Annotated in this window: 9 protein-coding genes; 3 read left to right on the forward strand and 6 right to left on the reverse strand. The window is 70.4% G+C overall.

Annotated elements, in window-relative coordinates:
* The first annotated feature begins 259 nt into the window (after positions 1-259).
* From KBI44_19640 to KBI44_19650, 3 genes are all read left to right on the forward strand, one after another.
* Entirely contained in the window at positions 260-1,342 is a 1,083-nt protein-coding gene (locus tag KBI44_19640; protein ID MBP9146695.1) for a PDZ domain-containing protein, read from the forward strand.
* A 121-nt stretch (positions 1,343-1,463) separates the two neighbouring features.
* The gene (locus tag KBI44_19645; protein MBP9146696.1) at positions 1,464-2,600 is read left to right on the forward strand and encodes a saccharopine dehydrogenase NADP-binding domain-containing protein; all 1,137 of its coding nucleotides are present in this window, start codon (positions 1,464-1,466) and stop codon (positions 2,598-2,600) included.
* 144 nt (positions 2,601-2,744) lie between these two features.
* Positions 2,745-4,520 (forward strand): amidohydrolase, encoded by a 1,776-nt coding sequence (locus KBI44_19650; protein ID MBP9146697.1) that lies wholly within the window; start codon positions 2,745-2,747, stop codon positions 4,518-4,520.
* Between the two features lie 16 nt (positions 4,521-4,536).
* Here the strand turns inward: KBI44_19650 and KBI44_19655 are convergent, their stop codons facing one another.
* The 6 genes from KBI44_19655 to KBI44_19680 form a co-directional block, all read right to left on the reverse strand.
* Positions 4,537-4,935, reverse strand: coding sequence for a hypothetical protein (locus KBI44_19655; protein MBP9146698.1), 399 nt, complete (start codon positions 4,933-4,935; stop codon positions 4,537-4,539).
* The gene (locus tag KBI44_19660) at positions 4,932-7,658 is read right to left on the reverse strand and encodes a protein kinase (GenBank protein ID MBP9146699.1); all 2,727 of its coding nucleotides are present in this window, start codon (positions 7,656-7,658) and stop codon (positions 4,932-4,934) included. Before KBI44_19660 ends, KBI44_19655 begins: the two co-directional genes overlap by 4 nt.
* A 112-nt stretch (positions 7,659-7,770) precedes the next feature.
* The gene (locus KBI44_19665; protein ID MBP9146700.1) at positions 7,771-10,491 is read right to left on the reverse strand and encodes a PD40 domain-containing protein; all 2,721 of its coding nucleotides are present in this window, start codon (positions 10,489-10,491) and stop codon (positions 7,771-7,773) included.
* The gene (locus KBI44_19670) at positions 10,488-10,898 is read right to left on the reverse strand and encodes a type II toxin-antitoxin system VapC family toxin (GenBank protein ID MBP9146701.1); all 411 of its coding nucleotides are present in this window, start codon (positions 10,896-10,898) and stop codon (positions 10,488-10,490) included. The genes KBI44_19665 and KBI44_19670 overlap by 4 nt, the downstream gene beginning before the upstream one ends.
* Positions 10,895-11,152: a hypothetical protein gene (locus KBI44_19675; protein ID MBP9146702.1), complete on the reverse strand. Its 258-nt coding sequence runs from the start codon at positions 11,150-11,152 to the stop codon at positions 10,895-10,897. The genes KBI44_19670 and KBI44_19675 overlap by 4 nt, the downstream gene beginning before the upstream one ends.
* Positions 11,153-11,266: 114 nt before the next feature.
* The coding region (locus KBI44_19680) for a PD40 domain-containing protein (GenBank protein MBP9146703.1) at positions 11,267-11,907 on the reverse strand (641 nt) is incomplete at its 5' end.

Here is an 11,907-nt window from a genome sequence, read left to right on the forward strand (position 1 = left end):
CGCCCCGGCTGGTCACGGTCGCGGCGGGCAACTGCACCGAGGCCGGACTCCTGTCGACGCTCGCGATGCTCTCCGGAGAAGGCGCCGAGGAGTTCCTCGCTGCCCAGCAGGTGCCGCACTGGATCGTGCGCGACTGACGCGCCGCCCACGTCTGTGTCCTTTGGCCCCGGCTGGATTCCCGTGACGCCTCTTCCTTCGGGGCGGCGCAGGACTTGCAAGGTCCCGGCGGCAGAAAGTCCTCGCAGAGGAGAGCTGACTCATGAAGCGCATTCGATCGATATCGTGCACCCTGCATTCGGCCGTCGTGCTGGCCAGCTTGAGTCTTACGGGCTGCTCCAGCATGGTCACCCACTTCGGCGGCGGCCTGTCCGAGGATTTGCAGCAGAACGGCGTCGCGGCCAGGGCCAGGATCGAGGAGATCTGGGACACCGGCTGGACGATCAACGACAACCCGGTGATCGGGATGAAGGTGCTGGTCCTGCCGCCGGACCGCCCGGCCTTCACGGCGACGATCGAGAAAACGACGGTCTCGCGGATCGGCATTCCCCAGTTCCAGCCCGGCAATACCGTCCCGGTGCGCTTCGACCCCGGCAACCCGGCGGTGGTGGCGATCGACTTCGGCGGGTCGGAGTCCGCGGAATCGGCGTCGGGCAACCCCTACCGCGACCGGTTCGCGCCCACGGCACTCCTGGGCGCCAACTTCCTGCCGCCACCCGCTTCCCCCGAGCTCTACCTCGGCACCGCCGACAGCGCCGCCGACCTCGCGGCCCTGTTCGAGAACGACTACTCGCTGCTCGGTGGTTCCAGAGTGGAGAACGGGTCGAACCCCGAGCAGGCCCTCGAACAGGGCAGGGCGATCGGCGCCGCCCTGGTGGTCGTGTATGGGCACTTCTCTCCGCCCCCCGGCAAGGCGCTCGAGGTCCTGCCGTTTCGCCCGCGACCGGTGGATCCGGATTCGCCGGCGGCGAAGCGTCTCGCGGGTCCCGGCGCGGAGATGCTCGTCTCGGGCCTCGGACCGGACGACCAGTTCGCGGCCTACTGGGGCAAGACCCGGCCGGCGATCCTGGGGATCGTCTCGCGGCCACTTTCCGCAGACGAGCAGGCGCGGCTCCGGCGCGAGGATGGGATCGTGGTGGAGAGCGTGGCGAACGGCTCGCCCGCCGCCTTCGCCCGGATCGCACCCGGCGACGTGCTGATCGCGATCGACGGTGAACCGTTCGGCGACGTCACCGCCGTGCCGGCGCTCGTCACCTCCCTGGCGGGCCGGCGGGTCGGCATCGACCTGATCCGCGACGGCAGGCCGTACTCGGTGATGGTGCAGCTCAATCCAGCGGCGCCCTGAGGGGGAGACTGCCGCCCGCTTTCTCCGCCACTCTGGAACGGGCTTCAACCCCCCGCCGGGGCGGGAAGCGGGGCCTCACCGGGCGCTACTCTGGGCGATGCAGGATTCCCGGAGACAACTCATGGCAAAGCGTGTGACGGTGCTCGGAGGCGGTCGGGTGGGCCACGCAATGGCGCTCGACCTGGCGCACGAGGGGGAGTTCGAAGTGCGGGTGGCGGACGCCTCGGCGGCCGCGCTCCAAAGCCTGGCCGGTGCGGCCCACGTCGAGACGATGGCGGCGGATCTCGCCGACGCGGCGGAGATCCGCCGCGCCGTGGCCGGCGCCGACTACGCGATCGGCGCGGTGCCCGGTTTCATGGGCTATCGCACGCTCGCGACGGTGATCGACGCCGGCATCGACGTGGTCGACATCACCTTCTTCGAGGAGGATTCGCTGCGGCTCGACGCGGCGGCGAAGGCCAAGGGTGTCACCGCCATCGTCGATGCCGGCGTGGCGCCGGGGCTGACCAACGTGCTCGCCGGGCACCACGCGGCCACGTGGGACCGGCTCGACCGATTCGTGTGCGGCGTCGGCGGCCTGCCGGTCGTGCGCACGCAGCCCTGCTGGGAGTACAAGGCCGCGTTCTCGCCGGTCGACGTGCTCGAAATTTACACCCGGCCGGCGCGCGTGGTCGAGGGCGGCCGCGTGGTCGCGAAGCCCGCCCTCGCCGAGATCGGGTCCTACGAGTTTCCCGGCGTCGGCACCGTCGACGCCTTCGCGACCGATGGCCTGCGCACGCTGCTCACGACTGTCGCCTGCCCCGAGATGCGCGAGCTCACGCTGCGCTATCCCGGCCACGCGGCCAAGATGCGGATGCTGCGCGACGCCGGATTCCTCTCGGCCGAACCGGTCGAGATCGGCGGCGCGCGCGTGGCGCCGATCGAGCTCACCGGGCGGCTGCTCTTCCCGCTCTGGCAGTATGGCCCGGGCGAAGAGGACCTGACGCTCTTCTTCTGCGAGGCCGACGGTGTGAAGGACGGCGCGCCGGTTCAGGCGCGCTGGATCATGCTCGACCGCTACGACCGCGCGGGCGGGGTCTCTTCAATGGCCCGCACCACCGGCTACACGGCGACCGCCGCGCTGCGGCTGCTGGCCTCGGGGACCTTCCGCCCGACCGGCGTCGTCCCGCCGGAGTGGATCGGCCGCGACGCTGCCGCCTGCGCCTTCCTGCTCGACCAGCTCGCCCGCCGCGGCGTCCGGCTGGAGCGGGTCGGCTGAGCCGCCGGCCGCTGTGGCTGCGGCACGCCGCCTGAGGCGGAGCGACGACAGCACCTCGCCGCTTGCTATCGTCATCGACGGACGGCGACGGGACGCATCGGGGGTCGAGCCATGAAGAGAATCACACGCATCGGATTCGCCGGGATGCTCATCGCGGCCGCCTTCGCCGCCGACGCGGCGGAAGGCCCCGCCGACACGGTCTATCGCAACGGCAAGGTCTACACGGTCGATGCCGCGGACAGCGTTCACGAAGCGCTCGCGGTCCGCGACGGGCGGATCGTCTTCATCGGCGATGCCGCCGGCGCCGTGAAACTCACCGGCGAGGGGACCAAGGTGGTCGACCTGGGCGGCCGGGTGATGATGCCTGGGCTGGTCGACGCACACATGCATCCGCTCTCGGCCGGCCGAAAGCTCGTCGCCTGCAGTCTCGACTACGCAGCGCTCACCGTCGCCGAGTTTCAGGCGCGGATCCAGGCCTGCCTCGACGCGACGAAAGAGAAGGAGCCCGACGGCTGGCTCGAGGTCTGGAACTGGTTCCAGCAGAGCATGCTCCCGTCGGGCACGGTGCCGAGCCACGCCGATCTCGACGTCCTCCAGACGCAGCGCCCGATCGTCGTCCACAACTCCTTCGGCCACACCTCACTGGCCAACGCGCGCGCACTGGCGCTCGGCAAGATCACGGCGGCGACGCCCGATCCGGAGAACGGGCTCATCGCACGCGATGCTGCCGGAGCGCCGACCGGCCTGCTCGAGGACTCGGCACAGCGCATCCTCGATCCGCTGCTGCCCGAGCCGACCGACTCCGACCGGCTCGCCGCCGCGCGCACGTCGCTCGATGCGATGCGCAAGGAGGGGATCACCACCTTTCTCGACGTCTCCGCCGACGCCGAGACGATCGCGGCCTATGCGGCGGTCGCGCGCGAGGGGACGCTCACCGCGCGCGCCCACTTCGCGGTCGAGATCGAGCCGGAGGAAGGCAAGGAGCCGGAGAAGGCCGTCGCCGCACTGCTCGAGATCGCGCGCCGCTTCGACCAGGGGCCGGTCGTCGTGCGCCCGACGATCACGGTGCGGAACGCGAAGCTGTACATGGACGGCGTGATCACCGCGCCGGCGTTCACCGGCGTGATGGTCGAGCCGTACCTCGAGAACCGAGGCACGGCGCAGAAGCCGAAGTGGGTGTCGAGCGGCAACCGAGGCCCGGCGCCCTATTTCGCGGCCGACGTCCTGAAGGCGTTGCTGCTCTCGCTCGCCGCAGCCGGGATCGATCCGCACATTCACGCCGACGGCGACGGGGCCGTGCGCTTCTCGCTCGACGGATACGAGGCGATGCGCGCCGTCTACCCGGGCGAGGCGATCCGCGCCGCGATCGCGCACGTCGAGGTCGTCCACCCGGACGACTTCGCGCGCTTCGGCAAGCTCGATGTCATTCCGGTGCCGTCGTTCCAATGGGCGAAGCCGGCGGGCGACACGATCGAGGGCGCCCGCGACTACCTCGGCCCGCAGCGCTTCAAGTACTTCGAGCCGCTCGGCTTCCTCCACGGCGCCGGAGCGCGCATCGCCTACGGCAGCGACTGGCCGGTCGATCCGCTCGACGAGTGGTTCGGTCTCAAGGTCGGCGTGACACGCACCAACTCACCCGCAGCCGGGCCGCAGTACGCCGGCCGGCTCGGCGACGACATCGGCCTCTCCCGCGCCACTGTGATCCGCGCCATCACGATGAACTCCTCTTTCGCGCTTCACCAGGAGAAGGAGACCGGCTCGCTCGAAGTCGGGAAGCTCGCCGACCTCATTGTCCTCGACCGGGATCCGTTCACGATCCCCGCCGAGGAGATCGCCGCGGTCGATGTCCTGCTCACCGTGGTGGGCGGCGAGGTCGTCCACCGCGCCGGGCCGTTCGCGCCCTCGATGAAAACACCCTGATCGGCGCCTGAGCCGCTCAGGAGGCGAGCGTGCCGGCGGGGATCCTGCGCACGCGTCGGATGCGGGTGGTGCGGGTGCCGTCGCCGAGCTCGAGGAAGAGGCCCGGGGCCGCGACGATGCGGGTGAAAAGAGCGTGGCCACCGGCGGTGCAGCCGTGGACCTCGAGGGTCTGCGTGCCGCCTTCCGGTCCCGACTCGCGGGCGAAGCGGCCACCAGAAATGTCGAAGCGGCCGTCGGCACGCGCCACCAGGGAGTAGATCGAGTTCTTCGTCGAGACCAGCAGCCGGTCGCCGGGCGCGAGATCGCCGCGCCGCACGCCCTCGAGTCCATCCGCGGCGGAGACCAGAGAGTCGAGCGGCAGCGCCGGCAAAGCTGCCGGAGGTGAGGCGCGGAGGTCCGACGACGAACCGCTCACGGTTCCCTCCTCTGCAGCCCCGCGCCGATGCCCGGGATGCCCTCGGCGAGCAGGATGTCGCTGTCGGCCCAACCGGCCGAGACGACGATGTGGCCGTCGACCGGCGAGACGCCGAACGACTCGATCACCCGTTGCGCGTCGCTCACGGCCACCCGCCGCCGCTCGCTCCGGGTGTCGCGGCCGGGTACGATCGGTTGCTCAAAGAGCGCCGCCCGCCCGGACTCGTCGTCGCCGTAGAAGACGAGGGTCCGGCCGTCCGGCAGCCAGCGCGACCGGCCCGGGTTCAGCCGCCGGCCGGCGACGGAGAGCTCGGCGACCGCGGCGCCGTCGTCGAGTCGGAAGATGCGGATCGTGCGCTCGTTGCCTGGCGCAGTTTCGACCGCCGCAATCCAGCCCGACTGCGGCGCGAGCTCGGGCAGCGTGTAAGCGCCAGCGAGAAGCCGGGTGGCGTCGCGCCCGTCGGGGCGGACCTTCCAGATTCCCGGGGCGGCGGCATTGCTCGACGAATAGACGATCCAGGCGCCGTCCGCGGACATCGTCGGATTTTCGGCGTCGCGCCCGTCGGCGCTCGCCTGGCGGGCGCCGGTGCCGTCCGGCTCGGCGATCCAGATCTCGAAGTGGCCGCCGCGGTTCGAGCTCCAGAGGAGGTGTTTCCCGTCCGGGCTCCATTGCGGATCCCAGTCGTCCGTAGCGTCGAAGGTAAGCCGGCGGACGGCGCCGGTCGCGAGCTCGAGCGACCAGAGATCGAGGCTCCCCGAGCGGTCCGAGGTGAAGAGGATCCGGCGTCCGTCGGGCGAGAAGGCCGGCTGGCGGTCGCGCGTCGGCCCGCCGGTCAGTCCCTTGCCGAGGCTCTCGCCCGACGTCGCGCCGCCGCCGATCTCGAACAGGTTCTGGTGGATCCCGCCGGCGTCGAAGAGCAGCGCTCCGGGGCCGGCGAGCTCGATCCTCCCAGGGAGGGAGGTGAAGGAGAAGACGGGTAGCGGCGTCGGCTCGCCGAGCTCGAGGCGCTGCAGGAGGGTCTCCCCTCGCCCGGCCTGCGACGGCGACCAGGCAAAGATCACCGCTTCGTTGCCATCCCAGCGCGCCACGCTGGTGACGCTCCCGGCCGGCAGGCGGTAGAGCTCCCGCCGCCGGCCGCTGGCGACCTCTACCGTCTCGAGCGCGGTCGACGAGATCGAGTTCACCCGCGAGCTGGTCACCAGCAGAAGAGCGTTGCCGTCCGGCGACCAGTCGAGGCCGCGCACACCTGCATCCAGCTCGAGGAGCCGTTGCTCCCCGCCGCCTTCGGCCGGGATCAGGACGATCTGGCTGCCGCGCTCCTTCAGCCTCCCCACGGCGATCCGCTTCCCGTCCGGCGACCAGCCGGCGAGGTCGACGTTGCTCGCGAGGCGCCGCGGTTCACCGCCGACCAGGGGCACGCGATAGAGGTCGAAATTGCCCTTCCCGGCTCTCCTGAAGAGCACGGAGCCCGAGTCCGGGGAGATCTGCGGCCAGCTATCGCGGCCGGCGGTGAGGGCGACCTCTTCGCCGCTCGCCAGCTGCTTGAGCCAGATGCGCGGCGTGCCGTCGCGCGACGAGATGAAAGCCATGAACTTGCCGTCGCGCGAGATGCTCGCGGCGCCGCTCGTCCCTGAATAGGTCAGCGAACGGACCACCGGCGGGCGGGCCGGCGGCGGCTGGAAGAGCGACCGGCCGAGACCGGCGATCGCCAGCGCACCGACGACCAGACCTGCGCCAAGCCAGGCGAGCTTCGTCGGCCAGCCCGCGCCGCGAGCCGCGCTCGGGACGACGCCCGCCGCCGGCAAGTCACCGGCTTCCGCCCTTCCGGCCAGGAGATCGTCGAGCACCAGGCGGGCGTCGGCGATGTCGTGCAGACGGTTCTTCGGGTTGCGCTCCAGGCAGCGGCGCAACAGCCGCCGGATCTCCGTCGGCGTTTCACTGGGTAGGGCCTTCCAGTCGATCTCGGTCTTGAGCACGCCAGCGAGCGTGTCGGAAACCGTCGGCCCGGCGAAGAGCGACTTGCCCGTCAACATCTCGTAGAGCACGACGCCGAACGCCCAGATGTCGGCCCGCTTGTCGACGGCCGCGCCGCGCGCCTGCTCCGGAGCCATGTAGGCGGCCGTGCCGAGGATGACGCCGAGCTGAGTCCCGTGTACGGCGGTGAGCGTCGGCGAATTCAAGAGCGTCGGCGAGCGCGCGAGGTCGGCCGCGGAAGCGGAGCTCGCGGTCGCATCCATCGCCTTGGCCAGCCCGAAATCGAGGACCTTGGCCTTTCCTTCGCTGGAAGCTTTGATGTTCTGGGGCTTGAGGTCGCGGTGGACGATGCCCTTGTCGTGGGCCTCTTCGAGCGCTTGCGCGATCTGCAGCGCGAAGGAAAGGCTTTCGGTAAAGGAAAGAGGCCCCGATTCGAGGCGGTCGGCGAGCGTCGGGCCGTCGACGAGCTCCATGACCAGCGCCTTGAGGCCACCGCTCTCCTCGAGGCCGAAGATCGAGGCGATGTTCGGATGGTGGAGCTGGGCGAGGAGCTGCGCCTCGCGCTCGAAGCGGGCGAGGCGCTCCTTGTCCTCAGTGAAGGCCGCCGGCAGGACCTTGATCGCCACCTCGCGCTTCAAGCGCGTGTCGGTGGCGCGGTAGACCTCGCCCATGCCGCCCTCACCCAGCTTGGCGGTGATCTCGTAGGGGCCCAGTCGTTCGCCGATCAGGAGAGCTCCTTTGGAGCGCAAGGACGTTTTCTGCTTTTGTGCGTCGCAGGTCGATGTTAGCCCAGCCTCCGACCGCAACCGGAAGAAATCCGGGGAGGATGGCTGGATTCTGGCCTGCTGGCGAGGCGCGGGCTCAGGGTTCGAGGCTCGTCAGGCCGTCGATCCGGACCAACTGCCCGCGCCGATTCGCGAGGCTGGCGAAGGTGACCGCCGAGCCGTCGCGGGCGACGCCGAAGGTCTCGGCGCCGCCCGCCGCGTCGTCGGCGAGCACGACCTGGCCTGGACCGAGCCGGCCGTTGTCGGCGTCGAACGGGTAGCGCCGAATCTCGTTGCCCTCTGCGGCGGTGCCGATCGCCCAGAGATAGGTCCTGCCGGCCTCGACCGACCAGCGGAAGCGAGAGGTTTCGCCGAGGTCTCCGTCGAGCAGCGCGCCGTCAGCGAGGCGGAGAAGGCGCTGCTTGCCCGAGCTCTGCATCGCGACGTAGCGGCCCTCCGGGCTGATCTCGGGAGTCAGGTAGGAGCCGTCGGCAGCGACGAGCGTGGCTTCGGTCCCGTCGGGACGGATCTTCCAGATGCCGTCCTTGTCGGCGCCGGCCTCCTGCAACCCGAAGACGATCCAGGCGCCGTCCGCGGTCATGGTCGGGTTCTGAGCGTTCTCGAGGTCGGTCACCTGGCGCGGCGAGCTGCCGTCGGCTGCGGCGATCCAGATCTGGAACTTACCCGTGCGATTCGAGCTGAAAAGCAGGCGCTGGCCGTCCGGGCTCAACGCCGGATCCCAGTCGTCGGCCTCGTGGTCCGTCAAGCGGCGCAGCTCGCCGGTCGTGCGGTCGCGCCGCCAGACGTCGAGATTGCCGCTGCGGTTGGAGGTGAAGAGCAACCACTTCCCATCGGGCGAGTAGACCGGCTGGCGATCGCGGAACGGACCCTCGGTCGCGAGCTCCGGGGCGCCCCACTCCAACCGCTGACCCGCCACGCCGCGCCGGGCCTCGAACAGGTTCTGATCGGTCGAGCCGGCACCGACGATCAGCGAGTTCTTCCCCGCGACGTCGAGACCCCAGCCGCCGCTCGCGAGCGGCAGGAGGCTGCTGACCTGCCGGCTGGCGAGATCGAAGAGCGCAATGCGCCCCGACGACGAGATCAGAGCACCGCTGTCGAGCACCAGCAATGCGAGTTGCCGCACCGAGATCCAGGCGATGCCTTGAATCTTCCCGCCGCGCCGGCTGAGCGGCTCGAGCGAGATCTCCTCGAGCTTGCCCGTCGCCGGGTCGAGGAGTCCAAGCCGTTCGGTGACCCCGGTCTGTGCCGAGCTCAGCACCAGGGCGATCCGGCTGCCATCGGGCGACCAGCGCGGCTCGTGGAGTTGTCTGCCGTCGGCAGAGAGGAGCACGCGCTCCGCTCCGCCCTCGAGGTCGGCCGAGACGAGCACGCGCCGGTCTTCCTGGCCGGCAACCCGGGTGCGGCGCAGAAAGACGACGCTCTTGCCGTCGGGGGCCCAATCGCCCTCATCGGCAGCGCGTGCCACCAGGCGCTCTTCGCGGGTCGCGAGCGAGATGCGGAAGAGATCGAGCTCTTCCCCCTCGCCGGCGGAGAAGAGGACGCTCGTGCCGTCGGGAGAGAACGCGGGCAGCTGGGAAAGGTGCGGCACGAGCGGGCTCTCGGATCCACTGGTCAGGTCCTTGATCCAGATCTTGCCGACGCCGTCGCGCTGCGACTCGAAGGCCAGCGTTCGGCCATCGGGAGAGACCGAGGGGTGGGTCGAAAGTCCCGCCGCCACCAGCGTCCGAATCGATGCCCCGCTGGCGCTGGGGCCCGCGCCTGGGGCGGAAGCACGCGAGGCTGGGAGCGTCGCGAGCGTTCCGATCACCATCCCTGCGACGGTGCCGCCGAGCCAGGGCAGGGCTCGGAGCCAGAGCGGCGGCGAGCTCACCGGCAGCGCTGCGCCCACAGGCGGCAGCCCGTCGCCTCGCCCGGCGAGCTCGTCGTCGATCACGAGGCGCGCGTCGGCGATGTCGTGCAGACGGTTCTTCGGGTTGCGCTCGAGGCAGCGCTGCAGCAGCCGTCGGATCGCCGGCGGCGTGTCGGCGGGCAGCGCGGCGAAATCGATCGCCGACTTGAGAACGCCGGCGAGCGTGTCGGAGACGGTCGGCCCGGCGAAGAGCGACTTGCCGGTCAGCATCTCGTAGACGACGACGCCGAAGGCCCAGATGTCGGCCCGCTTGTCGACCGCGCCGCCGCGCGCCTGCTCGGGCGCCATGTAGGCCGCCGTGCCGAGGATGACGCCCAACTGCGTCCCGTGCACCCCGGTCAAGGTCGGCGAATTCATGAGCGTCGGCGAGCGCGCGAGATCCGCGACGTTCGAAGTACCCGCGGCCGGATCCATCGCCTTCGCGAGACCAAAGTCGAGGACTTTGGCTTTTCCTTCACTGGAAGCTTTGATGTTTTGAGGCTTGAGGTCGCGATGGACGATCCCTTTCTCGTGCGCCTCTTCGAGCGCTTGCGCGATCTGTAGAGCGAAGGAAAGGCTTTCGGTCAAGGGAAGAGGTCCGGTTTCGAGGCGATCGGCCAGGGTCGGGCCGGGGACGAGCTCCATCACGAGGGCGTGCGTTGCGCCGCTGGTCTCGAGGCCGTAGATCTGGGCGATGTTGGGGTGGTTGAGCTGCGCGAGAAGTTTCGCCTCGCGCTCGAATCTCGCCAGGCGCTCCCTGTCTTCGATGAAGGCTGCCGGCAGCACCTTGATCGCGACCTCACGGTCGAGCTTGGTGTCGGTGGCGCGGTAGACCTCGCCCATGCCGCCTTCACCGAGCTTGGCGGTGATCTCGCAGGAACCGAGGCGGGTGCCGGGGGCGAGGCTCACGGGGCGCCCGTCGCTTCGAGGTGCTCGACGACGACCTGATCGACGGCCAGGAAGTGGGCGTCGAGGGTGAGCAGTCGGAGGCCGTGCTGGGCCGCCGAGGCGGCAATCCAGAGGTCGTTGGCGGGGATCGGCTTGCCGCGGCGTCGCAGGCTGGTGACGAGGAGGGCGTAGCGCTCGGCGGTGCCCTCGTCGATCGGCACCACAGCGACGCGCGGCGAGGCGAGGAAGCGCCCGAGCTCGGCCTCGTTCTTCGCGCGCTGGCGTCCGCGCAGGAAGCCGGCGAGAAGCTCGCCAAGGACTACCGGGTTGACGCGGATCGCGCCGGCGGCCCGCAGGGCGTCGCGCACCCGAACGTCACCGCGCAGGAGCGCCGAGTAGGCCGAGGTGTCGAGGAAGAGGTCGCTCACTCCCAGAGATCCGGATCGAGGCGTCGCAGGTCCGCGAGGGCGCGGTCGAAGTTGCGCGCCTCACTCGGCGACCAGGCGCCGCAAAGGGCGTCGAGCTCGTGACGCTCCTCTTTCGTGGCGCCCGCAGCGATACTGGTCGACTCCTCGAGCAGTCCGATCACCGCGCGGTTGAGACTCGTCTTCTGCTCGGCTGCGCGCTTGCGCACCGCCTCGGCGACGTGCGGTGGCAGCTTGCGGAGGGTGATGGCGTCCATGGCAAGTCCTCACTGAGACTGGGCTGATGCACCTGGTGCATCAGAGTGATGCATGCAAGGTATGCTGGACCGAGCGCGCAGTCAAGGTGCGCTCGCCGGGTCGTCGAAATGCACTCACCGCGGAGCGAGCCTCCGGGGCCAATGGGTGACCAGGGTCAGCGGGCGGGTGAGGTCGCTGTCCGAAGGCCGCAGCGCGACGAAGGTCTGGCCGTCGGGCGACGCGTCGAAGCTCTCGATCGCCTGGCGGAAGACCTCGCGCGGCGGCTGAAAGCGCGGCACGTCGCCGGGAGCGACCTCGATCGACATCAGACGGTCGGGCGCCGCGAGGAAGAAGAGCTCCTTGCCGTCGCCTCGCCAGCGCGGCCACTGCCCGCCCTCCGTCGACACCTGCCAGCGGCCGCTGCCACCCGAAAGCGCCTGCACGTAGACCTCCCATCGCCCCGACTGTTCGGAGGCGTAGGCGAGCAGGCGATCGTCAGGGGAGAGCGCCGGATTGTCGTCCTGGAACGGCGTCGCGACCAGCGGCGTCACCTTCTTCGTATCGAGGTCGAGGCGCAGCAGGTCGAATCCCGTGCCCGCGACCATGGCTCCGGCCACGAGGAAGCGCCCATCGTGCGAGGCGGCGAGGGGCCAGAAACCCTCGGCCGTCCGCCCGACCTCCTCCGGCGCCCCCATGCCGTCGCTCGCGCGCCGGAAGATCGTGCCGTCGTTCTCGCGGTCGCTCGCGTAGTAGAGATACCGGTCGTCGGGCGACC

It is taken from the genome of Thermoanaerobaculia bacterium (genome assembly GCA_018057705.1).
Classification (GTDB): Bacteria; Acidobacteriota; Thermoanaerobaculia; order Multivoradales; family JAGPDF01; genus JAGPDF01.

Coding starts and splice junctions, on each gene's coding strand:
- KBI44_19640 (MBP9146695.1), top strand. CDS start 260: ATGAAGCGCATTCGATCGATATCGTGCACCCTGCATTCGGCCGTCGTG.
- KBI44_19645 (MBP9146696.1), top strand. CDS start 1,464: ATGGCAAAGCGTGTGACGGTGCTCGGAGGCGGTCGGGTGGGCCACGCA.
- KBI44_19650 (MBP9146697.1), top strand. CDS start 2,745: ATGCTCATCGCGGCCGCCTTCGCCGCCGACGCGGCGGAAGGCCCCGCC.
- KBI44_19675 (MBP9146702.1), bottom strand. CDS start 11,152: ATGGACGCCATCACCCTCCGCAAGCTGCCACCGCACGTCGCCGAGGCG.